The sequence below is a fragment of the Paenibacillus sp. Y568 genome (assembly GCF_059445545.1).
In genome coordinates this window covers 88,580-114,525 of record NZ_JCAIUM010000013.1, presented here as the reverse complement: position 1 = coordinate 114,525, position 25,946 = coordinate 88,580, and the positions used below count along the sequence as shown (strand labels likewise).

At 42.4% G+C, this 25,946-nt stretch carries 20 protein-coding genes; 6 read left to right on the top strand and 14 right to left on the bottom strand.

The window, feature by feature from the left end:
- Positions 1 to 2: 2 nt before the first annotated feature.
- Together AC1D7X_RS18195 and AC1D7X_RS18190 are read right to left on the bottom strand one after the other, a co-directional pair.
- The gene (locus tag AC1D7X_RS18195) at positions 3 to 1,100 is read right to left on the bottom strand and encodes a D-alanine--D-alanine ligase (protein WP_495458087.1); all 1,098 of its coding nucleotides are present in this window, start codon (positions 1,098 to 1,100) and stop codon (positions 3 to 5) included.
- 43 nt (positions 1,101 to 1,143) lie between these two features.
- A complete protein-coding gene (locus AC1D7X_RS18190; RefSeq protein WP_495458088.1) occupies positions 1,144 to 2,148 on the bottom strand; it encodes an amidase domain-containing protein in 1,005 nt (334 codons plus the stop codon).
- 318 nt (positions 2,149 to 2,466) lie between these two features.
- Between AC1D7X_RS18190 and acnA the strand changes: the two genes are divergently transcribed.
- The 5 genes from acnA (at position 2,467) to AC1D7X_RS18165 (ending at position 8,827) form a co-directional block, all read left to right on the top strand.
- Complete coding sequence (gene acnA, locus AC1D7X_RS18185) at positions 2,467 to 5,181, top strand: aconitate hydratase AcnA (RefSeq protein ID WP_495475843.1); 2,715 nt, start codon at positions 2,467 to 2,469, stop codon at positions 5,179 to 5,181.
- A gap of 183 nt (positions 5,182 to 5,364) precedes the next feature.
- On the top strand, positions 5,365 to 5,511 hold the full coding sequence (locus tag AC1D7X_RS18180; protein ID WP_495458090.1) for a hypothetical protein: 147 nt from the start codon (positions 5,365 to 5,367) through the stop codon (positions 5,509 to 5,511).
- Positions 5,512 to 5,674: 163 nt separating this feature from the next.
- Entirely contained in the window at positions 5,675 to 6,070 is a 396-nt protein-coding gene (locus AC1D7X_RS18175) for a GntR family transcriptional regulator (protein ID WP_495475842.1), read from the top strand.
- On the top strand, positions 6,070 to 7,170 hold the full coding sequence (locus tag AC1D7X_RS18170) for a DUF1648 domain-containing protein (RefSeq protein ID WP_495458092.1): 1,101 nt from the start codon (positions 6,070 to 6,072) through the stop codon (positions 7,168 to 7,170). Before AC1D7X_RS18175 ends, AC1D7X_RS18170 begins: the two co-directional genes overlap by 1 nt.
- Positions 7,171 to 7,204: 34 nt before the next feature.
- Complete coding sequence (locus AC1D7X_RS18165) at positions 7,205 to 8,827, top strand: alpha/beta hydrolase family protein (RefSeq protein WP_495458093.1); 1,623 nt, start codon at positions 7,205 to 7,207, stop codon at positions 8,825 to 8,827.
- Positions 8,828 to 8,913: 86 nt separating this feature from the next.
- Here AC1D7X_RS18165 and AC1D7X_RS18160 read toward each other — a convergent pair whose 3' ends face one another.
- From AC1D7X_RS18160 to xylA, 3 genes are all read right to left on the bottom strand, one after another.
- Positions 8,914 to 10,053: a transglutaminase domain-containing protein gene (locus AC1D7X_RS18160; protein WP_495458094.1), complete on the bottom strand. Its 1,140-nt coding sequence runs from the start codon at positions 10,051 to 10,053 to the stop codon at positions 8,914 to 8,916.
- 254 nt (positions 10,054 to 10,307) lie between these two features.
- The gene (gene xylB, locus AC1D7X_RS18155; protein WP_495458095.1) at positions 10,308 to 11,801 is read right to left on the bottom strand and encodes a xylulokinase; all 1,494 of its coding nucleotides are present in this window, start codon (positions 11,799 to 11,801) and stop codon (positions 10,308 to 10,310) included.
- 98 nt (positions 11,802 to 11,899) lie between these two features.
- Positions 11,900 to 13,213, bottom strand: coding sequence for a xylose isomerase (gene xylA / locus AC1D7X_RS18150; RefSeq protein WP_495475841.1), 1,314 nt, complete (start codon positions 13,211 to 13,213; stop codon positions 11,900 to 11,902).
- Between the two features lie 132 nt (positions 13,214 to 13,345).
- On the opposite strand from xylA, the gene AC1D7X_RS18145 reads away from it, so the two are divergent.
- A complete protein-coding gene (locus AC1D7X_RS18145; protein WP_495458097.1) occupies positions 13,346 to 14,506 on the top strand; it encodes an ROK family protein in 1,161 nt (386 codons plus the stop codon).
- A gap of 556 nt (positions 14,507 to 15,062) precedes the next feature.
- Here the strand turns inward: AC1D7X_RS18145 and AC1D7X_RS18140 are convergent.
- From AC1D7X_RS18140 to deoC, 9 genes are all read right to left on the bottom strand, one after another.
- Positions 15,063 to 16,256 (bottom strand): transposase, encoded by a 1,194-nt coding sequence (locus AC1D7X_RS18140; protein ID WP_495475840.1) that lies wholly within the window; start codon positions 16,254 to 16,256, stop codon positions 15,063 to 15,065.
- A gap of 191 nt (positions 16,257 to 16,447) precedes the next feature.
- Complete coding sequence (gene trxB / locus AC1D7X_RS18135) at positions 16,448 to 17,389, bottom strand: thioredoxin-disulfide reductase (RefSeq protein ID WP_495458154.1); 942 nt, start codon at positions 17,387 to 17,389, stop codon at positions 16,448 to 16,450.
- 123 nt (positions 17,390 to 17,512) lie between these two features.
- Complete coding sequence (locus tag AC1D7X_RS18130; protein ID WP_495458098.1) at positions 17,513 to 19,468, bottom strand: heavy metal translocating P-type ATPase; 1,956 nt, start codon at positions 19,466 to 19,468, stop codon at positions 17,513 to 17,515.
- 274 nt (positions 19,469 to 19,742) lie between these two features.
- Entirely contained in the window at positions 19,743 to 20,948 is a 1,206-nt protein-coding gene (locus AC1D7X_RS18125; protein ID WP_495458099.1) for an aldolase/citrate lyase/malate synthase family protein, read from the bottom strand.
- A gap of 199 nt (positions 20,949 to 21,147) precedes the next feature.
- Positions 21,148 to 22,440 carry a homocysteine synthase gene (locus AC1D7X_RS18120; protein ID WP_495458100.1) on the bottom strand — a complete coding sequence of 431 codons (1,293 nt, stop codon included), beginning with the start codon at positions 22,438 to 22,440 and terminating at the stop codon, positions 21,148 to 21,150.
- Positions 22,441 to 22,669: 229 nt separating this feature from the next.
- Entirely contained in the window at positions 22,670 to 23,422 is a 753-nt protein-coding gene (gene kduD / locus AC1D7X_RS18115; RefSeq protein WP_495458101.1) for a 2-dehydro-3-deoxy-D-gluconate 5-dehydrogenase KduD, read from the bottom strand.
- A 6-nt stretch (positions 23,423 to 23,428) separates the two neighbouring features.
- A complete protein-coding gene (locus tag AC1D7X_RS18110) occupies positions 23,429 to 24,196 on the bottom strand; it encodes a DeoR/GlpR family DNA-binding transcription regulator (protein ID WP_495475839.1) in 768 nt (255 codons plus the stop codon).
- Positions 24,197 to 24,222: 26 nt separating this feature from the next.
- On the bottom strand, positions 24,223 to 25,059 hold the full coding sequence (gene kduI / locus AC1D7X_RS18105; RefSeq protein WP_495458155.1) for a 5-dehydro-4-deoxy-D-glucuronate isomerase: 837 nt from the start codon (positions 25,057 to 25,059) through the stop codon (positions 24,223 to 24,225).
- 205 nt (positions 25,060 to 25,264) lie between these two features.
- Positions 25,265 to 25,918, bottom strand: a complete 654-nt coding sequence (deoC, locus tag AC1D7X_RS18100) for a deoxyribose-phosphate aldolase (RefSeq protein WP_495475856.1) — start codon at positions 25,916 to 25,918, stop codon at positions 25,265 to 25,267.
- Positions 25,919 to 25,946 lie beyond the last annotated feature (28 nt).

Below are 25,946 nucleotides of genomic sequence, written 5' to 3'. Positions count from 1 at the left end.
GACTACAGATCGTTATTGTAATCCAACTCCTGCTTGCTGGCGTAACGTTCTAATGCCAATTCAATCATACGATCTAGCAACGCAGCATAACTTAAGCCTGTCTCGCGCCACAATAGTGGATACATACTGTAAGGAGTAAATCCAGGCATTGTATTTAATTCGTTAATGAATATAGCTTGATCTGATTTACGTACGAAGAAATCTGCACGGCTAATTCCACTGCCTTCAATCGCTTGGAATGCAATAATAGCAGCTTCACGAATGCGATCGGCCATTTCTGAATCTAATGGTGCAGGAATCAACATTTGTGACTGACCATCTGTATATTTTGCAGCATAGTCATAATACTCACTAGTGGATACGATCTCACCAGGAACGGAGGCCATAGGTTCATCATTCCCAAGTACGCTAACTTCCACTTCTCTAGCATCGACAAATTCTTCAACAATAACCTTAATATCATAACGGAAGGCATATTCCACGGCAGCTGTAAGCTCTTCACGGTCTTTCGCCTTCGAAATTCCTACGCTAGATCCTAGATTAGCTGGTTTAACAAAACATGGATAACCTAAATGATCCTCTACACCTAAGATCAGGTTATAGCTATCGCGCTTCCATTGACTACGTGTAAAATAACGATAACCACATTGTGGCAACCCTGCTTCCGCAAATAACTTCTTCATAACGACTTTATCCATCCCTGCAGCTGAAGCCAATACTCCAGCACCAACATAAGGCATGTTAGCCATTTCAAATAATCCCTGAATCGTACCATCTTCACCAAACGTACCATGAAGTAGTGGGAACATCAGATCCAATGTTGTAGAAGATTCATCACCAGCGTATAACCGACTGAACAGTACACTTAACGCTGCTTGTGTTCCTTCTGAATGATTCTCAAGTTTAAGATCTTCAATCCGTTCAAAAGGAGACCGTCGTACTTCCCCTTTCCGCCAATCACCTTGCTTCGTAATATACAATGGAACAATTTCATATTTATTGTAATCAAAGGCATTCATGACCGCGAATGCTGTTTGTAATGAAACTTCATGTTCTCCCGATTTACCGCCGTATACAAGACCTACTGTAGATTTACTCATGCCTAACCTCTTTCTTTCATATATAATTTAATTCTTTTGATCCCTAAAACACATCAGAGATGTGCAAAAACTGATACTTTGTATTCTCCTGCCATGCGTAGGAATCTTTATAATCCCAATAACGATGCCGACTACTTACCGTATTAGCATTGACTAACGGCATTCCACCCGCATCATAGGCTGTCACAATGGTACTATGCTCGTAGTTGCCATTACCATCCCAATCGTAAACAATCACATCACCTAGCATCAGTTGCTCGGGCCGGTCAACGACTTCCGCTCTCAAACCCCACGTACTAGTTCTAAGCATCTGTTCTAGGCTATTGGACACCGCCCAACTATAACTCCACCATTCCTTACCATTAATAAATCCTTTGTACCACCATCCTGTAGCTCTGTTACCAGTATAGTGGATTGGAGCCCCCCCTGCAAAGAGACATTGCGAGATATAGTTCGTGCAATTGACAGCAAAAGCTGTGAATTCTGGATTCTCCGTGTCCCACCATTGATTTGCATAAGCTACAGCCTCTTCTCGACGATACTTCGTCGAACGCCGTCCCGCTCCACCACCCAATACATGAGCATTTAGATAGGGACCTGTTCCTCCGCCATACATATCTTCTGTACTATTAGATGGCACAGCATGTTGTAGGGTGGGATGCCGTTCTACAGTCAGCTGTTCCACGGACACAATTACCCATTCCTCACCATCTCGAATAAAGGTAAGCCGTTGACGTTGAATCGTGTCTTCCCGATGAGTCATTCCACCCTTAGTATAAAAGAGTGAGGAATGCAATTGGATATCTACAACCACTTCTTGTGGTGTTTCTTGAATCGTTCGTAGTAGCGTGGCCCTTGTCTCGCTCCGTAACGGCTGAGCATCTCGTGACACATACCATTCATTAAGCCTTCTTGTGCGTTCCGATCTCTCCATTAAAAAGTGAAGATCCGTTACAATTTGATTCCTTGTCTCTCCGTGATCATCGATCTGACATTGATTATATTGGTTGACGTAAGTAAAAAGGACTTGCTTCCATTCCTGCTCCATAAGAACATTTCTCCCCTTCTGCAAATGGTATACACCTATATATTTCAATATATGAGCGTAATCCTTGCACTATCCATTTATTCTCATGGAATAGGGTCATGATGAATCTTCCTAAGGCTGAATTCATCTCCGGATACATGCTTGCCAAATACGTTATGAACGTGGTCGTGTGCTCCAAATTAGGACTCAAATAAAGTCAAAAACTTCTTTACTACCTTCAATGTAAACGGTATACTTAAATTAAACATTAAATTATGAAATTATGTTTCATCTAGTGAAACAATGGCAGTATTCTCAACAATAAGGAGGAAATTGTGTATGTCAGGAAAAGATCAATTCTCTACCGCTCGTAATCTAGAAGTTGGTGGTAAGAACTATCGTTACTACAGCCTACAATCTTTAGAAGATCAAGGTATTGGAAGTATTTCAACACTACCTTACTCCATTAAAGTACTTTTAGAGGCTGCTGTTCGTCAGTTCGATGGACGGGCAATAACAGAAGAACACATTAAACAACTAGCCGACTGGAATAAGGGTCGTGACGAGAACAAAGAAATTCCGTTTATTCCAGCACGGATCGTACTGCAAGACTTCACTGGTGTACCCGTAGTTGTTGATCTAGCCGCAATGCGTGATACCGTGAAAAAGGCCGGTGGTGATCCTAAGAAGATTAACCCCCTAGTGCCTGTCGATCTTGTCATAGACCACTCTGTAATGGTTGATGCATTCGGCACAGCGGATGCGCTTGAGTATAATATGGAAGTTGAATTTGAACGGAATGAAGAACGCTATCGCTTCTTACGTTGGGCTCAAACAGCATTCAATAACTTCCGTGCTGTTCCTCCTGCAACCGGAATCGTACACCAAGTCAATCTTGAGTACCTCGCCTCTGTTGCAGCAACGAAGACGATTGATGGAGAGACTGTTGTTTATCCTGACTCCTTAGTAGGAACGGATTCCCACACTACCATGATTAACGGACTTGGTGTTGTTGGTTGGGGCGTAGGTGGAATTGAAGCAGAAGCTGGAATGCTTGGACAACCGCTTTACTTCATCATGCCTGATGTTGTTGGATTCAAGCTCACAGGTAGCCTAACAGAAGGCGCAACCGCGACAGACTTAGCTCTAACCGTAACTCAAATTTTGCGTAAAAAGGGTGTTGTTGGTAAATTCGTCGAGTTCTACGGCCCAGGCTTAGCAAACATTAGCCTAGCTGATCGTGCTACTGTGGCTAATATGGCTCCTGAATATGGCGCTACTATTGGTTACTTCCCAGTAGATGATGAGACGTTGACATACCTACGTAATACAGGACGTTCTGATGAACAGGTTGCGCTAGTAGAAGCTTACTACAAGGCACAACATATGTTCCGCACGGTAGATACTGTCGATCCTGAATTTACAGATGTGATTGAACTCGATTTGGCTTCTATCGTACCTAGCTTAGCTGGTCCGAAACGTCCTCAGGATCGTATTGAATTGACTCATATGAAGGATGCCTTCAATGACATCATGCGGACACCTGTTGATAAAGGTGGTTATGGTCTTAGTGATAGCAAAATTGAGGAGACTGTAAAGATTCAACATTCCGACGGTTCAGTTAGTGAACTTGGAACAGGTGCTGTCGTTATTGCTGCTATTACTAGCTGTACGAACACTTCCAACCCAAGTGTAATGCTAGGGGCTGGGCTTCTTGCGAAGAAGGCAGTAGAACGCGGATTAAAAAAACCAGGTTATGTGAAGAGCAGTCTAACACCAGGTTCCCTTGTCGTAACCGAATATCTGAAGAAAGCAGGACTACTAGAATCACTTGAGGCTCTTGGGTTCTACCTTGCGGGATATGGATGTGCAACATGTATTGGTAACTCAGGTCCACTACCTGATGAAGTAAGCCAAGCGATTGCAGATAACGATCTGACGGTGGCTGCCGTATTATCAGGTAACCGTAACTTTGAGGGTCGTGTTCATGCTCAGGTTAAGGCTAACTATCTTGCTTCCCCACCATTAGTTGTAGCCTATGCTCTTGCAGGAACGGTTAATATTGACCTGAACAATGATCCGTTGGGTTATGATCAGAATAATCAACCTGTCTATCTGAAAGATATCTGGCCAACTTCTGCAGAGATTAAAGAAGCTATTGGCATGTCCCTTACACCAGAAATGTTCCGTCAGAAGTACGAGAATGTATTTACAGCGAATGAACGTTGGAATGCCATTCCTGTACCCGAAGGTGAACTCTATGAATGGGATGATAAATCCACTTACATTCAGAACCCACCATTCTTCGAGAATCTTGGAACGGATCTAACCGATATTGAAGATATTCGTTCTGCTCGTGTATTAGCCCTTCTCAGTGATTCGGTCACAACAGACCATATTTCACCAGCGGGTAGCATTTCACCTTCTAGCCCTGCAGGTCTTTATTTGAAAGAACACGGCGTGGAACGCAAAGATTTCAACTCCTACGGCTCCCGACGTGGTAACCACGAAGTTATGATGCGTGGAACCTTCGCCAACATTCGTATTCGTAACCAAGTCGCTCCAGGAACGGAAGGCGGCGTAACTACGAATCTATTAACTGACGAAGTGATGTCCATTTATGATGCTTCTATGGATTATCAAGACCATAAACAGAATCTGATCGTCATTGCAGGTAAAGAGTATGGAACAGGTAGCTCGCGTGACTGGGCTGCAAAAGGGACTACTCTTCTCGGTGTCAAAGCAGTCATTGCAGAGAGCTATGAACGTATCCACCGTAGTAACCTTGTTGGTATGGGCGTTCTGCCTTTACAATTCCAAGATGGTACTGGCTGGACTAGTCTCGGACTTAATGGTCGTGAAACATTTGATATCGTCGGTGTTAACAATGACATTAAACCAGGTCAAGAACTTACGGTCACTGCAACTCGTGAAGACGGTACACAATTTGACTTCACCGTTACAGCACGTTTAGACAGTATGGTTGATGTTGATTATTATCATAATGGTGGTATTCTACAGACGGTACTCCGCCAAATGATTAAGAACGGGTAAAGCATGAAATAATACGTCATTTATAAAATATTCAGAAGTCCCATGAAGATATTCTTTCTGCATGGGGCTTTTTTCTAACTTTATTTAAAATAATAAATAGTTGTTTAATCCATGTCTGGGTCGGGTATAAAAGGATATAGCGTGAATCACGCTTAATCATGAACACATAGGAGGTATCGTCTTATGCTGAACATTAATTACATTATCCCGTACCACTCTCAATATCATCGTCCACAAATCACAAGTCCTTCGAAGAAGGATAGCTCTGACGACTCCTCCAAAAAAACCTTTCAAGATATTCTTATCGAGAAAATGGGGAAAACCAAATAATTTTAACTCATCAACTACATAGAACTTACTTATAAAGAGCGCCACTGGACATATCCAGTGGCGCTCTTTTGCCTAATTCATAATTTCACTATTCACAAACTATGTTCCATCTGTTATATTTGTTGTATAACAGATATAAATATCAAACAAGGAGAGGAACTTATTGATTATTCAACTTGATATGCAATCCGATGTTCCAATCTATACGCAACTGATAAATCAAATTATCGAGGGAATTGCTAGCGGCGATCTTCAACTGGGTGAGGCCCTCCCTTCTGTTCGTGGTCTAGCATCCGATATTGGAGTCAACCTGCATACGGTTAACAAGGCATATACGTTACTGAAACAGGAAGGATTCATTCAAATCCATCGGCAAAAAGGTGTCGTTGTGCAACCCGATGGCATGCCTGGGGTGACTCCCAAGTATGAATTCAAACAACATGACCAATTAAAACCCATCATTGCCGAAGCCATATGTCGCGGAATGACAAAGGAACAACTCCTCCACATTACCGAACATATTCACGATGAAATTCTGAACATAAAGGAGAATGACTAATGGATTGGCTCTCTACCCTTATTCTGATACTTATGTTTGTGCCCGTCTCGCTACTGCTCATTTGTACGCCATATCTCACTCGTGACACCGTTAGCTTTGGTGTATCTGTCAGCGAAGAGATGTACTATAGTGAGCCCCTACGATCGTTACGTAAAAAGTATGTCTGGATGAATTCTCTCATCTATACGGTGGTACTCTTATTATGTATCATCACCTCAGCCATAAGTGATGCTGTGCATCAAGAGGATATCATCGGAATCTGCGTCGGAATCATTGTCGTTAGTTCCCTAATTATTAATTATTTGTTTTACTTAAAGATGAAGAAATACAAATCCGAACACCCGATTACCCCATCACCTAGATCCTCCATCCTCGCTGTGGATACAGGATTTAGACGCAATAAACTAATCTTCTCAAACAAGTGGTTCATCATTCATTTCATAATAACCATTGTTAGTGCATTTCTAGCGTTAAAATACTATGATCAATTCCCTGACACCATAGCTATGAAGTTCGATTTTCAAGGTCATGTGACAAATAGTGTAGCTAAATCCTACTCAAGCGTACTCGGCCTTAACTTAATGCAATTTGTGATGACATGCTTATTCATGTTCTTGAACTGGGCAATTCTTAAGAGCAAACAACAGATCAGCTCTAGTAATCCAGAGAAGTCGATTAAGCAGAACACACTATTCCGTCGCAGATCATCATTGTTAATGCTGATTATAGGACTGCTTATAGTACTGTTATTTTCATTCATCCAGTTGAACATGCTATTCGAGTTAAATACAGAAATGGTCGGGCTTGTCAGTACCATCCTAATAGCTATCATTATTATAGGAACCATGGTTTTTGCATTCACCACGGGTCAGGGCGGTAGCCGTATCGGTAGAACACCAACAAGTTCACATACAGCACCCATCAATGATGATTCTCACTGGAAACTCGGTGGCATTTATTTCAACCCTCAAGATCCATCCATCTGGATTGAGAAACGGATGGGGATTGGTTGGACTGTCAATTTTGCTAGACCCATGGCTTGGGTGTTCTTGCTCGCTATTCCAGCTGTTAGCATCATTGTCTCTCTTTTCGTTAGCTAGGTTTAGCTTGAAATTTATACAAAGGAGAATGATTATGAAGAAATTCAAAGTCGTACGAACCGTAACAGCTGCTTCTATCGCCTTAAGTCTCGCTATACCTATGACAGTCGCCTCAGCTATGTCCGAACCAATTGATACAACCGCACCTGTTCGTGAGACAGCAAAATCCCTTGGCGCCATGGTGAAATGGGATCAAGTATCCCACAAGGTAACCATCACGAAGGGAACTACAACGTTGGTTCTTGCTATAGGTGATTCACAGGCTACCGTAAATGGGAAATCTGTCGCCTTAGCTGAGCCCGTCCAAATAGTTTCGAACCAAGCCATGATACCCGTGGAATTCATGAATCTCATCTTTGCCGGAACAGAATCCACTCCCCATGAATCAGTATCGATGGATACCGCAGATCTGTTCTTGGATCAGTTACAAGTCGGAAATGGAGCCAAAGCATACGAATATATGAGCCCTGCATTGAAACAAGTCTTACCTTCTCAGATTCTAGATGTTCTATGGGGCAATTACGAACAAGTCTATGGCAAATCTGTTGGCGGAGAACCTATTAAGACAGAGAAAACGAATGCCATTCATCGAAATGTGACTTATAGCATCAAGACAAACACAATTCCCTTCAATATTACATTACGCCTGAATCAAGAAGGACAGATCGACGATATGAATATAGCCGTAACGTCGGCTTCAACTTATCAGAAGCCATCCTATGACAATCCGGCAACTTACACCGAACAAGAAGTCGTCGTGGGAAAGGGTACACTTGCGCTACCTGGTACCCTCACTATGCCAGTTGGTGAAGGACCATTCCCGGCAGTTGTATTAGTACACGGCTCTGGACCCAACGATCGTGATTCCTCTATAGGTGGTGCTAAGCCTCTACATGATCTTGCCGTCGGCCTCGCCGCAAAGGGCATTGCTGTTCTTCGATACGATAAGGTGACATATGAACATACCTTTAAAGTAGCCACCAATTCGAAGTTCACATTGAAGAATGAGACTGTTGATGATGCTATCTCAGCTGTAGAACTATTGCATTCAAATCCTAAAATATCCTCTTCTCACATTTATGTCGCGGGTCATAGCCAAGGTGGATACGCTATGCCACTCATTGTCGCAGCTGATATAGATGGCGATATCGCTGGCACTATTCTTTTATCCGGACCAAGTTCCAAATTTGTTGATGTACTAGAGGAACAACTGAAAGAAGTGATTCATCGAATCAAGGAATTAGGTCAAGATCCTGCACCTTATGAAGCGCAAGCTGCACAGTGGTCAGCCATTACGGCCATCGTGAAAGACCCTCAATATTCAGTTGACCATCTTCCAGAGGCATTTCCAATTCAACCGGCTTATTGGTGGTTCGAACAAAGAGATTACAAGCCAACCGACCTTGCCAAGAAGCAAACGGGTCCCATGCTTGTACTACAAGGAGTGAATGACTGGCAAGTACCTATCGCTGAATTTAATGCTTGGAAGAGCGAGTTGAAGCACAGGCAGGATGTGGAATACAAATCATATCCTAACGTGACACACCTTCTAAATGAATATAGTGGAATTTCTACTGGCGAGGAGTATGCTCAACCTTCTAACGTCGCTCCGATTATTATTGAAGATATCGCCACTTGGATTCACAAACATAAATAAACATCTCAATATATATATATATAATATAAAAAAATAGAGAAGGGCAGCATCCTGCCCTTCTCTATTCGTGTCCAGATAACTTTCAACTACTTCCAAGTAACAAACACTTTCAAATCTCCCGTCTCTTCAAAAGGACTATGATTATATGAGATTCCCTTGATATTTAACGTATATAAATATTGAAGAGCCTCCATCAACGTGGCTTCATCGCCATGGAACCTGAATATAATTGATCGATTACCTTGTGCAATGGTTTCCTTAACTTTTGCTTTTAATTGAGTAGAAGATGCTACAATTTCACCTTTATCATACAGTTGATACTGAAGATCCTTCACTAACTTCTTATAAAAGCTTGTCTTGCTTCCACCTTGCTGAACAAGTGTAGATAATGTGTTGCGATATAACGTCACCGCTGCTGGATACGGCTTGGTCCATGTATGATCTTTACGCATCTGTTTATCATTTCTTAAATAATATTCTATGCCTACTCCATTTTTCTGATCAGGAACCGGATCGTCCCATGTAGTATCCAAGTGATACCACGCACCTGATATAAGAACTAAGTTCCATGCATGAAGTTGACTTACTCGACTTCCCGCAGGTGTAGCAGTACCCTCTACAATTTTATTCTGTATTCCGGCTTCCTTCAGCATCTTGTAAGTCAACAGGGAGTATCCCTGACATACAGCACTTCCCGTACTGAGACCTTCATATGCCGTATATTTCTGTAGCGTTGTGTCATATTGCAGATGAATGACGATCCAGTCATGGATCGCTTTGACCTTCTCGTGATCATTCATTCCCGGAGTGATAATTTCATTCAGCACAGTCTTTACACGTTTCTCTACATATGCCGTTTGTTGGGCACTCTCGCGATAACTAAGTTTAACTGTTACATCCGCTGCACTCGGGCTACCTTTATAAGAATATCCATAACTTGCAATCGTATAATTGATATATGGATCGCTCTCCATTGCTTGGTCCAAAGCTTGTTTTAATTGTGTTTTGAGCGATTTAGTCTTGCCCTTATATACAAACGTTACATTCACTTGATGACTATTCATAGCTGACAGTAATACTTGTTGGATGTCACTCACGGATTTCACAACCACAGTAGCCTTTGAAGCAGCAAAAGCATGCTCAAAATCCACAGTAGGTGGAACTGCAACCGCCATTAAAGTTCCGATCAACAGTACTTTTACAAATTGATAGCGGTTTTTTCTCATGATTACCCTGCCCTTCTCTAGCTAATTCCCACAAATATTGTATCACATCCTTATTGTATAAGTGCAATGTGCGTGCGGTGCTAACCATTCGACTACCCAACAGTAACAGAATCCCTAACCCTCAATAACCAAATATATGCTTAGAATATATAAAAATACCTCTAAGCCTCTTCCTTATCTCATTACAAAAAAATCCGTTACTCTCTCCTATATGAAGAGAACAACGGATCATTTAGCATGACTATTTAAATTTATTAACGGAAAGCAACAAGTTTATCATTCAAATCACGTGTTTGTCCGTATACTTCCTGGTATAGACTGAACAATTTCTCATATACTGCTACCGCTTCTGGATTCGGTTCATACGATTTAGCTGTACGTAAGAAATGTGATGCACATGCTTGTAGGGATGGGAACCATCCACTTCCGTATGCTGCAAGCATTGCTGCTCCCATTGCAGGTCCCTGCTCACTTTCCAACTTCAGAATCGTGGCATTGAAGATATCCGCTTGCATCTGCAACCAATTCTCATTCTTCGTTCCTCCACCAATGGAGATGACCTCAGATATCGTCTTACCTGATTCCCGTAGGATTTCAATCGATTCCTTCAGCGAGAACGTAATACCTTCCATAACAGAACGAGCGAAATGCGCACGACCATGTCCTGCATCGATTCCAATAAAGCTACCACGAATGTTAGCATCTGGATGCGGAGTACGTTCACCAACAATATATGGCGTAAAGAGTAGACCACCGCTACCTACAGGAATCTGATCGATTCCTTCAAGCATTTGATCGAACGAGAGGTCTGCAGCGAACTTTTCTTTGAACCACTGTAGACTGTATCCTCCTGCTAGCGTAACACCCATAATGTAGAAAGCATCCTTCTCACCATGATTGAAGAAATGCACTTTTCCTTCGAAGTCTAGATTCTTACGTTCTTCATAAGAAAGAATAACACCTGAAGTACCAATACTGCACATTGTTTGTCCTTCACTTAGAATACCCGCACCGATCGCGCCGCAGGCATTATCTGCACCACCTGCAAATACCTTCGTAGAAGGAAGTAAGCCAGATTTCGCTGCGATATCAGGAAGTAATGTTCCCACTTCGTCGAAAGATTCAACTAATTTTGGACATAGAGATACTGGCAAGTCGAATGCGCTCGCAATCTTTTCACTCCAATTCTTACCCGCTACATCAAGTAGTAGTGTTCCTGCTGCATCTGAATAATCCATGGCATAATCGCCAGTTAAACGATAACGCACATAATCCTTAGGCAGTAAGAATAATGCTGCTTGCTTAAGCAGTTCAGGTTCATTCTCTTGTACCCATAGGATTTTAGGTAATGTGAATCCTTCTAACGCACGATTACGTGCGATTTGTAGAAGATCTGCACCTAACGTCTTCTCAATCTTACGACACTGTGGCGTCGTACGTGTATCATTCCATAGGATCGCATTGCGAAGTACTTTCCCGGCTTGATCCACTAACACTAACCCATGCATTTGTCCGGAGAAGCTTAGTCCTTCGACTTCCGAAGGCTTAACACCGGAATCTTTCATCATTTTGTGTAAAGCAATCAACGTTTTCTCTACCCATTCTTCAGGATCCTGTTCACTATACCCTGGTTTCGGTTGAAGCAGTGGATACGCTTCCGTTGCTTCGAACACTACGCGACCTTCTTTGTCTACTAGCACCGTCTTTACTGCACTAGTACCTAAGTCCACCCCAATAACGTAACTCATCATAATCCTCCTAGTTAAAAATAATAAAAAAAAGAAGACCGCCGCCTTCCCGTGGGAAAGGAGCGGCGGCCCTTAAACCTTTATAAATAGATTACTATTTATGCATAGATGTATTGATTCAATGTTGCTTTAAGTTGCTCTTGACGACCTGAGATGTTCTTACGTGGATTCTCATTGTTAAGGGCGTAGTCAGCAAGTGATGATAATGTAGCTTTACCATTCACAACATCTGCTCCGATACCTTCGCTGAAACTGCTATAACGAGTTTCGATGAAGCTATCAAATACGCGATCTTCGATCAATTTAGCAGCAACTCTCAAACCTTTAGCATAAGTATCCATTCCTGCAATGTGTGCCAAGAACAAATCTTCAGGCTCGAAGGAAGCACGACGTACTTTAGCATCAAAGTTTACGCCACCACGGCCAATTCCGCCATTCTTAAGAACTTCATACATTGTAAGTGTTGCATCGTAGATATCTGTAGGGAATTCATCCGTATCCCATCCAAGAAGCATATCTCCTTGGTTAGCATCCAATGAACCAAGCATACCGTTAATACGAGCTACACGAATCTCATGATCAAATGTATGTCCAGCTAGTGTAGCATGGTTAGCTTCAAGGTTAAGTTTGAAGTGTTTGTCCAAACCGTATTTTTGCAAGAATGCAATAGAAGTAGCTGCATCATAGTCATATTGATGTTTAGTAGGTTCTTTTGGTTTAGGCTCGATCAAGAATTGCGCATCGAAGCCAATTTCCTTAGCATAATCTACAGCCATGTGGAACATGCGACCTAAGTTGTCTTGTTCCAATTGTAGATCTGTATTAAGAAGAGTTTCGTAACCTTCACGACCGCCCCAGAACACATAGTTCTCAGCGCCAAGACGTTTACCAACTTCAAGACCCTTCTTGATTTGTGCTGCAGCGTGAGCATATACATCAGCATTGTTTGTTGATGCTGCACCATGCATGAAGCGTGGGTTAGTGAACATGTTCGCTGTGTTCCACAACAATTTCTTACCTGTTGCTTTCATTTGATCTTCAATCAATCCAACGATAACATCAATGTTAGTTTGGAATTCACGAAGGTTGTTACCTTCAGGAGCAATATCAATATCATGGAAGCAGAAGAACGGTAAGTTCATTTTTTCCATAAATTCAAAGCCAGCTTCAACGCGAGCTTTCGCTAGATCCATACCTGTATATTTATCCCAAGGACGAACAGCAGTGTTAGCACCAAATGGGTCTGAACCGCCAGCAGTCAATGTATGCCAATAAGCCATACCGAAACGGAAATGTTCTTCCATTGTTTTACCTGCAATTACTTCTTCTGGGTTATAATTTTTAAATGCAAAAGGGTTAGTCGATCCGTTGCCTTCATAAGCAATTTTTCCAACTTGTTCAAAATAGGCCATGATAAAATGTCCTCCTCATATTTGTAAAGTAATCGCTATCACCGTTATCCTATCACATATGTTATACTTTGTCTATTGGATAAACAAAGTTTAAAATCCTATACTGTTTTAGAAGGGATGTGTACATTTCACATGAAAATCACCGGTGATCAAGCGCTGGTTAAAAAAATAAATAAGTCGATAGTACTCGATACCATTCGTCGTCATAATCCACTGTCTCGTATACAGATCTCTGAAAAAACAGGTCTTAATAAAGCGACGGTGTCGAACCTTGTGCTTGAATTGTTAGAGAGTCATTTGGTTCAAGAAATAGGTCCTGGAGAATCTAGCGGTGGACGTAAACCACTTATGTTACTTTTCCATCGGAATGCAGGCCATGCCATAGGTATGGAACTAAGTGTCACCCATTTGAAAGGGGTATTAACGGATCTCGAAGATCACGTGCTCGCCGAATATAGTGTTGAATTGAAGCATCACGATATTCCTTTTGTATTCGATGAAATGAAGACAGCCATTCAGACTCTTATGCAACAAGCCCCCTCTTCTCCTCATGGTATTGTCGGCATAGGCCTAGGTGTGCCAGGAATGGTCGATGAAGCAGGAACGATCCTATTTGCACCCAATCTTGGTTGGGAGAAGGTTCCGTTGAAAGACATGCTGGAGGAAACTTTCGGTATTCCTGTAACTGTCGATAATGAAGCGAATGCGGGAGCAGAAGGTGAACTCCACTACGGTACCTCTGTTGGCGTCCGTCATCTCATCTACATCAGTGCAGGCATGGGGATCGGTTCTGGTATTATTGTTGATGGCGAACTATATAAAGGAGCTTGGGGTTACGCTGGTGAGACAGGGCACATGACCATTGAAGCCAACGGTCGCAAATGTTCTTGTGGAAACCAAGGTTGCTGGGAGTTATATGCATCAGAGAAAACTTATGCAGAACTAGACAGACAGTTACCTGCACATTCAACTCATGATTTGCTTCGATATGCTCAGCAAGAGGATCCTGACACGTTAGATTTATTCAAGGAAATTGGACGTTATCTAGGCATCGGTATCACCAATATCGTCAATAGCTTTAATCCTGAGCTTATTATCATCGGTGGCCCACTCACGGAAGCTAAAGAATGGATCGAATCTTCCCTACAAGCCGTTGTTGCTGAGAGAACATTGCCTTATCATCGACGTCAATTACAGATCCAGTTCTCGGCACTTGGCAGTCGTTCTGCCATGCTTGGCGCATCCTATGCAGCGGTTTCACTGTTCCTAGGTCGTATTCGAGTTTCAGTATAATCAGGTAAAGGAATGATCTTACATAATTCTCATTTTCGCCTTCTTTTATAACGCCATGAGCTTGAAATTTCGTTATAATAGAATTGAAGATTGTGATTTTAGTCATATCATTTATGAAATGGAGAGAGGTTCCTTGACCTACGTTGATACTTCTAACATCTCGGCACAAATGTTCATTACTGTCTTGTTATTTTTGGTCGTGATAGCTCCGTTGTTCAGCCTAGCCATCTTGCGATTTTTTCAATCCAAGCGTAGGTCCGGCTTTAGGCTCATTCTAGCAGGGGCACTTGCTTATGTTGTGTTCCAAGCCAGTATGCTGATATTTTTTTGACGTTACATCCTACATATTTACGACTTCATTGCACATTCATGAATGGAGTTAAAGTCAATCATAGTGAGGATTCTCCTTCGTTCAATCAACAACGATATGTAAACGAGCATTTTGCATAATTCATTTTTCAAGGGAGAGACAAGGTTAGACCTCATACTAATTGAGTTTTTGAGAGAGTGCAGGCGTAAATGGACAGACGGGCAGAATTTTCGGAAGGTTGAAAATTTAAGCGGCGTTTGTGACTCGTTGTCTCGATACAGCCAGCGCAGAAGCAAGAAGCACAATCGCATTCAAATATTGGTGAGTCGTGACTTTTTGAATGCCCCAAACATGCAATTGGTCTGCGGTTAAATAGGTCTTCATTCGAGAGTTACAGCGTTCTACACTGGTTCGCTTGTTGTAGAGTTCCTTCCAGCCCCGACTTTCTCGGTGCGGAATCGCATAGCGGCGAAGGTCTTGCTGAGTGTCGACCTTGACCACCATCCCATAATTGGAAGTGGAACAAGCCGCCATACCCAAAGGGCACTCAACTTTACCCGTGGCATGCGGACAACGGAATTTCAAACGTTCGTTCTCCTGGCCCCAATACGTCATCGCAAACCCCATCGAACAGCAAGGTGTTCCTTTGGTTGTCATGCCAGCAGGCGGTTCTTTTTCATTCCGTGGATTCATTGGAATAATCGCTTGGGCCTTCACATTTCGAGCAGCCTCGTAGTTCTTCACTTGATCATAACCCGCATCCAACATGAAAAATCGGGTCTTGAATCGGTCGACGGTTTGCTTCATGAGTGGGGGTCCCTCGTCCCCATCGTTCACATGTGCGGGTGTAACTTTTAGGGCAATCGGAAGTTCACTCTTGGTATCGACGGCCAGATGCAACTTGTAGCCAAACCACTTCACTTTATTTCCAAAGGTGTCGAGCTTCACTCCCCAGTTGGCATTGCCTGTAAGTTCGCTTTTACGTTTCGGTTCTTTTTTCTCATAGGCGTGGATGGCGGCGCTGTCGATGGCAACATGGGTCCCGTCAATGAGTTCAGCTTCCTGGCACTGAGAGACGAGATCCTCAAACAACCGCTGTGCTATACCTTTTTGGGTCAAATCGGCAAACACACGACTCAAGGTTGCAATGGAGGGCGCGGATCGATCCAGTCGTAACCCACACTGGTAACGGAAACGAAGGTCAAATTCGAGTCTGCGTTGCAAACCGGTGAACGTGTCGATGTTCTCCAAAGGGGCAGCGAGCAACGCGCGGAGAATTCCTTCGCGGCAGTGGCCATCCGCTCCTCGGGGTGAAGGATTTCTCAATTTTTTCGCGTAAGGACGAAGGTCGAGTGCACTGAAAAAGATAGGTAGTCGTTCTTTAGAATCGATTTTTTGCAGTTCCTCAAAGGAAAATAGACTTTCTTGGAGAATATACATAGTGACTTCACTCCCTTGGGTTTTCTTGTTTGGTCACTTGAAAACTTCTCCAAGTTGGGGTGAAGTCCTTTTTTGTGCTCAAAAATCCTTTGTGCACCAAGGGCTTAGATTAATGCAAAATGCTCAAACAAAAAGGCTTCACCCTCCTCTTAACGGAAGGTGAAGCTTTTTGATGGTTACAGATCGTTATATTAAATTTTAACCTCGCTAAATTCAAGGCTCTCAATATACTTTTCACAATCCATCGCTGCCATACAGCCACTACCCGCAGCCGTAATCGCTTGTCTATATCGGGTATCTTGTACGTCACCACAAGCGAATACCCCAGGGATGTTCGTCTCCGATGTTCCTGGTGTCACCACAATATATCCATTCGAATCTGTCGTAATTTTTCCACCAAGGAATGCTGTGTTCGGATGATGACCAATCGCTACAAACACACCACTTGCTTCAATCAGTTCTTCTTCACCTGTCTGATTGTTCAACACTTTAAGACCATTAACGCCTCTGTCATTCGCAGTTACCTCAATAGGAGTACGATTCAAATTCCACTCCACTTTATCGTTCGCACGAACACGATCCTGCATAATTTTTGATGCACGTAATTCCTCACGACGGTTAACAAGAGTCACTTTGGAAGCAAATCTAGTAAGGAAGTTGGCTTCCTCAAGTGCAGAATCGCCGCCACCGATCACAATGATCTCTTTACCACGGAAAAAGAATCCGTCACATGTGGCACATGTACTTACACCACGTCCGATATTATCTTGTTCACCAGGAATGCCCAAGTATTTCGCTGTTGCTCCTGTAGAAAGAATTAGCGTTTCAGTAACCAATTCTCCCATTCCTTCTACATTCAGCTTAAATGGGCGTCCTTCTAGTTCTACACTATTAACCCAACCAGTTTTGAACTCTGCACCGAAACGTTCGGCTTGTTTACGCATATTATCCATCAATTCAGGCCCCATAATTCCATCAGGGAATCCTGGGAAGTTCTCAATTTCAGTCGTTGTTGTTAATTGTCCACCTGGTTGTGGCCCTTCAATCACAAGTGGTTTCATATTGGCACGAGCCAAGTAAATCGCTGCTGTTAATCCTGCTGGACCTGTTCCAACAATAATAGATTTGTACATCATAAGTTCCCCCAATTTCAATTATAATGTGGAATATATTTCATATCATACTAATTATAATTATTATCATCTAGTAACTATTATGGTTGGACCCAAGCAATTTGTCAACATATTTGTTACAGATCATCTCAGAAGCCGTAATCCATTTAAAATGACTAATATCGTGCTTCCTTCATGTCCAACTACGCCAAACGGTAGAGCGATGTCCCCTACGAAGTTACTGGTAATAAGAAGTAAGATGACACTGATTGCGAACACCATATTTTGTTTAATGACTCTTTGCGCTCGCCGTGCAAGCTTAATCGTACTTGCGATCTCCTCGATATTATCGTTCATAAGAACAACATCCGCTACCTCTAGCGCCGTACCACTTCCGTTCATCCCCATCCCGATACCCACCGTTGCAGTAGCCAATGCTGGAGCATCATTCACTCCGTCACCCACCATAACTACATGCCCATATTTCTCTCTTAATTCTTTAACATGAGCTACTTTCTCTTCGGGCTGAAGATCTGAATAGATCCAATCCACACCAATCTGTTCACCAATGACCTGCGCTGTATCATGATGATCACCTGTAAGCATAGCAACTCGAATCCCAAGTGCTTGTAAAGACTTTACGGCAAGTACCGCCTGTGGTCGTATCGTATCCTGCAATGCTATTAGCCCTACCACTTGATCGCCTTTCATCATAACGGACACCGTTTTCCCTTGAGAAATGAGACGACTTCTCTGATCCAGCCAAATTGGGTTCGATGCATCCATCGAATGATCTAGAATATCACTTTTACCGATTTTCCATAACGTACCTTCGACCATTGCTGACATTCCCCAACCTGTCAAAGATTGAACATCATCCACAGGTTTCAAGATGAGTCCCTCTGCCTTACGTACAATAGCTTTAGCTAATGGATGTTCTGATAACTGCTCAACAGAGGCACATATGCTAAGTAATTCATCACGGTCATAACGATCATCTATGATGAAATCTGTCACCTGCGGTGTTCCCATCGTAAGTGTTCCCGTCTTATCAAAAGCCACAACGGATGTTAATGCCATGTTCTCCACATGAGCGCCACCTTTAAAAAGTACCCCTTTACGTGCACGATTCGATATAGCTGATAACATAGCCGGCATAATAGATGAGACTAATGCACACGGCGAAGCTACGACAAGGAAAACCATCGCCTTGTAAAAAGCACTACCCCACGTCCATCCAAATAGAAGAGGTAATACGGTAATGACAGCTAACGTTACGGTGACAACAATACGCGCATAGATCGATTCGAATCGTTTAATGAAGCGCTGTGACTGGGGTACTTCACTTTCTGCTTCCTCGACGAGTCGGATGATCTTGGCAAATACCGTAGATTCAGCAGATTGTGTAACTTCAACATATAATACCCCTTCCCCATTAAGCGTACCGGCGTACACGATATCCCCCGTTGTTCGATCTACAGGAATAGCTTCTCCTGTAATAGAGGCTTGATTAACCGAAGAAGATCCACGTTGCACACAACCATCAGCTGGAATTAATTCCCCTGGCTTAACGAGAAATAAATCCCCAATCTGAAGTTGGTCAATCGTAACCTTAATCATCTCACCATTCTCAATACGTAGAGCAGTCTCAGGCTTCAGAGCCATCAGTGACGAAATATCTTTCTTGCTTCGTTCCATAGTATAGGTCTCTAATGCACCACTTAGAGCAAATATGAAGATTAGCAGTGCACCCTCATTCCAGTATCCAATACTAGCCGCACCCATCGCTGCGACGATCATAAGTAGGTTAACATCAAGGTCACGTTCTTGAACCAACGTGTGAACACCTTCCCGTGCTTTAGTCCATCCTCCTAATGTATAGGCCGTAACATACAGTAGAATCGATAGGTATTCAGCCCAATGTCCAACAGACCAAGCGATTAACGTAAGAACTCCACTTCCTAATGCAGCAAGCATCTCCTCATTGCGAAGCATACTACGCAGATCAAATTTCCCCCTCTTATGAGGATTCGGCTGATTAGCCGTTTTTTTGATAGCAGGCGTTGATATTTTCACTAAAGCTTTCTGAGTATTTTCCATTGTAATCACCTTCCACTTGAGAATGAATTGCATTATTACTTCCCTAAAAATGACACATGCTGCTCCGGGTATCCGGAGCAGCATGGTAAATGATAATGATAATCATTTCTTGCACTTGTACAATTATTTTTCCTATAGGCAACTTTATGCTTTTATTATATTCCTTTGTTAGTACCAAGTAAATGGGCAATGTACCCCTTACACGAAAAAAAACCTGAAGATGATCAGTGTGTCTCAGACACTACTCTCATCTTCAGGTTCTTACTCATGCTATCTATAAATGAAAGCCTACCGATGCTTTCTCCATCAATTCCAATTGTGCTGCAGCAATACGAATAGTAGGTACCTCCTGAGGCGCACAGCTTATCTCATCGATCCCTAAAGTATAAATAACAGGGAGATCCGTACTCGTTACATGCCCTACAGCTCTAATATGAATACTTGGATGGATTTGTCGAATATGATGAAACACACCCATATTCACTACATCCCCAGATGATGTCACATCACTTTCATCCCATTCCACAACCAACAAGTGTGTACATCTAGCAAGGTCACCCGCAACGGACGATTGTATATTACGAGGAACTAAAGCTCCCACTCGATATTTAATCGAACGGCTCATATGTCCTAGTGTCTGTTCCGCGACCTGTTCAATCCAATGAACAGTATCTGCAAATTGCTCTGCACTTGCTGGACGATTCACTAATAGATCGACAGTACACTCCGTTCCTTGTTCCACACAACCTCGCATTGCCCGAAATAAAGCTTCTAGCATAATATCTTGAATTCCATCAGGGGGATAAGAACAATGAACATTGCTGGAGGATGGCATCAAGCTCACCGTAGCAGGTGCACCCTGAAGTCCATAAAAGATCGATTCCCACAGTTCTTGAAGTAGACAGAGTAATCGCCGTTGCAAGGTGACCGAGATTTCCTCAGCCCCAATCAGGTCACTAGGAATAATATCCTTTAGATATTCTACCTTCAACAACTCTTCACAACGAACTAATCCTAAACCATAAGCTCCCATAAGCTTTCCGATCCACACATCTTCAGGAGTCGTTCCTCCTGCGAATATCCGCATGCTTCTCACTTGGTCACTCCATAAAAGTAACTTCTTGGGGGGAGTCAATTCATGATTCATCCGATTCGAATATAAGCTATCTCCAACCACATCACGAATACATTCTGCATTTATGCTCAATAGCGCCTCTTCACGAGAAAATGTCCCCATTTCAACAAGTTCAACAAGTGACAACATTTCTGATAATGAATTTGCTTTGATAGCCAGTTGATGTTCACTACAGACACTGTACAGGTCCTTTTCACTTTGGAATACATTTTCTTGTGAAGAACTCTGTTCATCCATATCCACGGCTTGCTCGAGACCACTAAATGAGTATAACGCTTTCATACAGATGGTACCTGAACAACCCTTAGTCCCACTGCAAGGATAGTGATCCTCTTTCTGGTTCATAAATGCTTGCCACCCTCTTTTCTCAACGAAATAACGATCATACATAAGCGTATTAAGCTACCCGAAGAAATATACAGTTATCTCCATTTATTGTATAAAAAAAGTGCTCCTTTCCCCCATTAAGGAAAAAGAAGCACCTCTATCGAAATAATCTAATCTATATTTAAATAGGATGAACTAAAGAGCGCACTCGGCCCACTTATATTTGACTAGCTTGAATGGCTTGTTCCAAATCACTTAGAATGTCATTAATATGTTCCGTTCCAATAGAAACTCGAATCATCTCTGGTCTAACCCCAGCTGCCACTTGTTCCTTCTCCGACAGTTGTTGATGTGTTGTACTAGCTGGGTGTATGATCAGTGACTTAGAATCTCCCACATTAGCTAGATGTGAGAATAACTTCACACTCTCAATCAACTTCCGACCCGCTTCTGTACCACCCTGAATCCCAAATGTAAGAATTGCACCTTGGCCTTTAGGTAAGTATTTCTTGGATAGCTCATATGTCGGATGAGTTGGGAGTCCCGCGTAGCTGACCCATTCTACATCAGCATGATTCTCTAAATATTGAGCCACTTTAAGCGCATTCTCACTATGTCGTTCCATACGTAGATGTAACGTTTCTAATCCTTGTAAGAGCAACCATGAGTTAAATGGAGAAATAGCGGACCCCATATCTCTCAATAATTGAACACGAGCTTTTATAATATACGCTAAAGGACCTACAGCCTCGGTATACACAACACCATTATAACTTGGATCTGGTTCCGTAAGTCCAGGGAATCTACCACTAGCTTTCCAATCGAATTTACCAGCATCAACAATGACACCACCAATAGATGTACCATGTCCACCGATGAATTTCGTTGCAGAATGGACAACAATATCTGCTCCATACTCAATAGGCCGAAGTAAGTACGGACTTGGGAACGTATTATCTACAATAAGAGGAAGGCCATGTTCATGAGCTATGTGCGCAACCGCTTCTACATCCAAGATATTTCCTTGCGGATTACCAATGGTCTCGGCATAAAGCGCTTTGGTCTTATCCGTAATCGCTGCACGGAAATTCTCTGGATGGTTAGAATCTACAAAATGAACCTTAATCCCTAATTTCGCTAACGTATTAGCAAAAAGATTATAAGTTCCACCATATAGACTAGACGAAGCTACAATTTCATCACCAGCACCTGCGATGTTAAGAATCGAGAATGTGATGGCTGCTTGACCTGAAGCCGTAGCTAACGCCCCTGCTCCTCCTTCTAGGGCAGTCATACGCTGCTCGAACACGTCCGAAGTGGGGTTCATAATACGACTATAAATATTGCCGAACTCTTTAAGCGCGAATAGATTAGCAGCGTGTTCGCTGTCACGGAACCCATAAGAGGTTGTCTGATACAGCGGAACTGCGCGCGATAATGTCGTAGGGTCAATCTCTTGGCCTGCATGAACAGCCAAAGTCTCAAACGATAATCGTTGTTCTTCGGACATGGTGAATCCTCCCTTATAATAAATAGATATGATGATACCATTCATATAGAATACTTCCACATTTTCTCATAAATAAATAGATTTGAAAAGACTAATTCATACTTAACACATCTGAAAAGTAAATTACCTATCCACTAAAAAAATCCCTCACGAACCTAAAGGTTGTAAAGGATTTTACACATTATGATTGTATCCAAGTAGTACACCCTAACAATAAGTATTTAGGGAATTAGCGAGCCATCCATCCGCCATCCACACAAATAACATGACCATTCATGTAATCAGATGCTTGAGAAGCGAGGAATACAGCAGGCCCCTTAAGATCTGCTGGCGTACCCCAACGTGATGCTGGAATACGTGCAAGAATGTCATTTGAACGTCCTTCGTCGGCACGTAAGGCAGCTGTATTATCTGTAGCCATATAACCAGGAGCAATTGCATTAATCTGAATACCTTTGGAAGCCCATTCGTTTGCGAAAGATTTAGTTATACCTGTCACCGCATGTTTACTCGCCGTATATCCGGGAACATTAATTCCACCTTGATAAGACAACATTGAAGCTACGTTAATGATTTTACCACTACCTCGTTCAATCATATGGCGTCCAGCCATCTGACATAGAAAGAATACGGTATTCAAGTTGAGGCTTATCACATCATGCCAATCTTTAGCTGGATGATCCACTGCGGGTACACGTCGAATAATCCCTGCATTGTTTACCAGAATATCTACTCTTCCAAAGAAGCCTAATGCCTCATTAAATACATTCTCTAATATAGATTCATCACTGAGATCAGCCTTAATTTGAAAAGCTTTACGACCCAACGCTTCAACCGCCTTCACGGTCTCATCACTTCCAGAATACGAAATCGAGACGATATCCGCCCCTGCTTCTGCCAACCCTAGGGCTATCCCCTGACCAAGACCAGAAGAACCTCCAGTAACTACTGCTACTTTTCCACTCAGATCGAATAATTCCATTGTGGTCTATTCCTCCACCGATTTATAGTCTAATATAATGTTAGATTTCTTAAATAATTCAGCCATCTCTTCTGAGAGACCCGCATCCGTAATAATGACATCCATTTCTGCACATGTGGCAAAAGTCCGCAAAGCGAATTGTCCAAATTTGTGATGATCTATCACACCGAATACTTGTTGAGCCGTTTGAATTATCGCTTTCTTCACAGGAACTAAATCCCCCGTAAAAATGGATAATCCAAACTCCGGATGCACAGCTGTTGCCGAGATAAATGCCTTATGAATATTCAATTCTGATATTATTCTCGGAGCATCATCGCTAACTAAGACATTGCGTACGCGTGACCCGCCAGGTACGACAAGTAAGATCTTATCTTTCTTCGTTAATTCATTAATAATGAACAAATCATTCGTAATAACAGTCATCGGCTGATTATCCAGGCGTTTAGCTATTTCCAGTGTTGTACTACCACCATCAAGAGCAATGATATCACCTGGCATAATATGTTCGATTGCACGCTTGGCAATTTGGACTTTCTCTAGACTATGCTTATCTGTCACACCTTTACTTGTTAGAATGCCGTATTGATCATCTTGGGCTAATCTTGCTCCCCCATGGATTCTTACCAACAGACCCATGCTTTCTAACTTATCAAGATCTTCACGTACTGTTTTACCGGTCACTTGTAATAACTCACTAAGTTCGATTACTGTCACTTCTTGACCCGAAATTAGGGCCTCCATAATTTTCTCATGCCGTTTCAAGGGACTCATATAACTTCATCGCTTTCTACAATAGATTAACGTAGGTCTTGCATGGCGATCGCATCCATATCACTGAACGTCTGGTTTTCTCCAGCCATTCCCCATATAAATGTATAATTACACGTACCCACCCCACTATGAATGGACCAACTTGGAGAGATAATCGCCTGCTCATTACGTACAACGAGATGACGTGTTTCATCCGCTTGACCCATCATATGGAACACTACGCCATCCTCTGGTAGATTGAAATATAAATATATTTCAGAACGACGATTGTGTGTGTGACTTGGCATGGTATTCCACATGTTGCCTGGATCTAGTTCCGTTAATCCCATGACAAGTTGACAGCTATGAATACCATCCTGATGAATATATTTATAGATCGTACGTTCATTTGACGACGTGATACTTCCCAAATGGGCTGGCGTGGCTTCTGCTTGAGTTAATTTCTTCGTTGGGTATGACTTATGTGCAGGGGCAGAATTGAAATAGAAGCGAGCTGATGGCGCTCCTCCCCCATTATTTTTAAATACTACTTTTTTCACACCTAGTCCAATATATAGACATTCCTTCGTATCTACTTCATAATCCGTGCCATCTACCGATATCGTCCCCTTACTTCCCACGTTGATAATCCCAATCTCTCGACGCTCTAAGAAATAATCTGTTCCAATATCCTTAAGATTGACCGCAAGCTCAATGTCCTTTGTTTCAGGTACAGCTGAACCTACAATAAAACGATCCACATGCGTGTAAACGGTAACAAGTTCATCTACTGCAAAAAGAGTATCCATTAGAAATTCCTCACGCAAACGAGCTGTATTAAATCCTTTTACATCGTTGGGATGAGATACATAGCGATTTTCCATCATTATTACTTCCTCTCGATTTGTAGTCATGAACAATATTTTTTCTGCATTTACGTTCATATATGTTCATATTAGTTCATTTCGTACCATTTGTGTAGCGTTATTTTAAAAAAGATCTTTTAACTAGCAAAAAAAGACTGATTTCCTTCTCCTTTAGAGAATCGAAAATCAGTCATTGCATCATTTTATCTCAATTCAGTTATCATTAATAACTTCCTTGAGATTGTTGTCCTTGAGCTATGGCGACGCCACCGCTTGTACCGATACGCGTTGCACCTGCAACGATCATAACTTGTGCATCTTCGGCACTTCGTACTCCACCTGAAGCTTTAACCCCAAGATCAGGTCCTACCGTAGCACGCATTAACGCGATATCTTCTTTTGTCGCTCCACCGGTTGAGAATCCAGTTGATGTTTTGACATAATCAGCTCCCGCTTCAACAGCCAGCTTACATGCACGTACCTTCTCTTCGTCAGACAGCAGGCATGTTTCAATGATGACCTTCGTCAGTGCTTTTCCTTTTGCCGCTTGAACAACGGCAGCAATATCACGTGACACCAAGGCATCATCATGACTTTTCAAAGCACCTATGTTAATCACCATATCCACTTCACCTGCGCCATTGGCGATCGCATTTGTCACTTCGAACGCCTTAACTTCAGGTGTTGAAGCTCCTAGTGGAAAACCAATAACGGTACATACTTTTACTTCTGGAGTATCCTTCAATACTTCATGCGCTACTGCCACCCATGTTGGATTCACGCACACTGAAGCGAAGCCATGTGTTTTAGCTTCTTCAGCTAGCTTTTGAATTTCTTCCTTCTTAGCATCCGCTTTGAGTAACGTATGATCAATCATTCTTGATATCGACTGTTGGTTCAAAATG

What these genes read in the sequence shown, in the direction of transcription:
- AC1D7X_RS18140 (WP_495475840.1), bottom strand. Translation starts at nt 16,256, where the DNA reads ATGTATATTCTCCAAGAAAGTCTATTTTCCTTTGAGGAACTGCAAAAA.
- AC1D7X_RS18190 (WP_495458088.1), bottom strand. Translation starts at nt 2,148, where the DNA reads ATGGAGCAGGAATGGAAGCAAGTCCTTTTTACTTACGTCAACCAATAT.
- kduI (WP_495458155.1), bottom strand. Translation starts at nt 25,059, where the DNA reads ATGGAAAATCGCTATGTATCTCATCCCAACGATGTAAAAGGATTTAAT.
- acnA (WP_495475843.1), top strand. Translation starts at nt 2,467, where the DNA reads ATGTCAGGAAAAGATCAATTCTCTACCGCTCGTAATCTAGAAGTTGGT.
- xylA (WP_495475841.1), bottom strand. Translation starts at nt 13,213, where the DNA reads ATGGCCTATTTTGAACAAGTTGGAAAAATTGCTTATGAAGGCAACGGA.
- AC1D7X_RS18125 (WP_495458099.1), bottom strand. Translation starts at nt 20,948, where the DNA reads ATGAACCAGAAAGAGGATCACTATCCTTGCAGTGGGACTAAGGGTTGT.
- AC1D7X_RS18165 (WP_495458093.1), top strand. Translation starts at nt 7,205, where the DNA reads ATGAAGAAATTCAAAGTCGTACGAACCGTAACAGCTGCTTCTATCGCC.
- deoC (WP_495475856.1), bottom strand. Translation starts at nt 25,918, where the DNA reads ATGATTGATCATACGTTACTCAAAGCGGATGCTAAGAAGGAAGAAATT.
- AC1D7X_RS18170 (WP_495458092.1), top strand. Translation starts at nt 6,070, where the DNA reads ATGGATTGGCTCTCTACCCTTATTCTGATACTTATGTTTGTGCCCGTC.
- AC1D7X_RS18180 (WP_495458090.1), top strand. Translation starts at nt 5,365, where the DNA reads ATGCTGAACATTAATTACATTATCCCGTACCACTCTCAATATCATCGT.
- AC1D7X_RS18195 (WP_495458087.1), bottom strand. Translation starts at nt 1,100, where the DNA reads ATGAGTAAATCTACAGTAGGTCTTGTATACGGCGGTAAATCGGGAGAA.
- AC1D7X_RS18145 (WP_495458097.1), top strand. Translation starts at nt 13,346, where the DNA reads ATGAAAATCACCGGTGATCAAGCGCTGGTTAAAAAAATAAATAAGTCG.
- AC1D7X_RS18120 (WP_495458100.1), bottom strand. Translation starts at nt 22,440, where the DNA reads ATGTCCGAAGAACAACGATTATCGTTTGAGACTTTGGCTGTTCATGCA.
- trxB (WP_495458154.1), bottom strand. Translation starts at nt 17,389, where the DNA reads ATGTACAAATCTATTATTGTTGGAACAGGTCCAGCAGGATTAACAGCA.
- AC1D7X_RS18110 (WP_495475839.1), bottom strand. Translation starts at nt 24,196, where the DNA reads ATGAGTCCCTTGAAACGGCATGAGAAAATTATGGAGGCCCTAATTTCG.
- AC1D7X_RS18160 (WP_495458094.1), bottom strand. Translation starts at nt 10,053, where the DNA reads ATGAGAAAAAACCGCTATCAATTTGTAAAAGTACTGTTGATCGGAACT.
- AC1D7X_RS18130 (WP_495458098.1), bottom strand. Translation starts at nt 19,468, where the DNA reads ATGGAAAATACTCAGAAAGCTTTAGTGAAAATATCAACGCCTGCTATC.
- xylB (WP_495458095.1), bottom strand. Translation starts at nt 11,801, where the DNA reads ATGAGTTACGTTATTGGGGTGGACTTAGGTACTAGTGCAGTAAAGACG.
- kduD (WP_495458101.1), bottom strand. Translation starts at nt 23,422, where the DNA reads ATGGAATTATTCGATCTGAGTGGAAAAGTAGCAGTAGTTACTGGAGGT.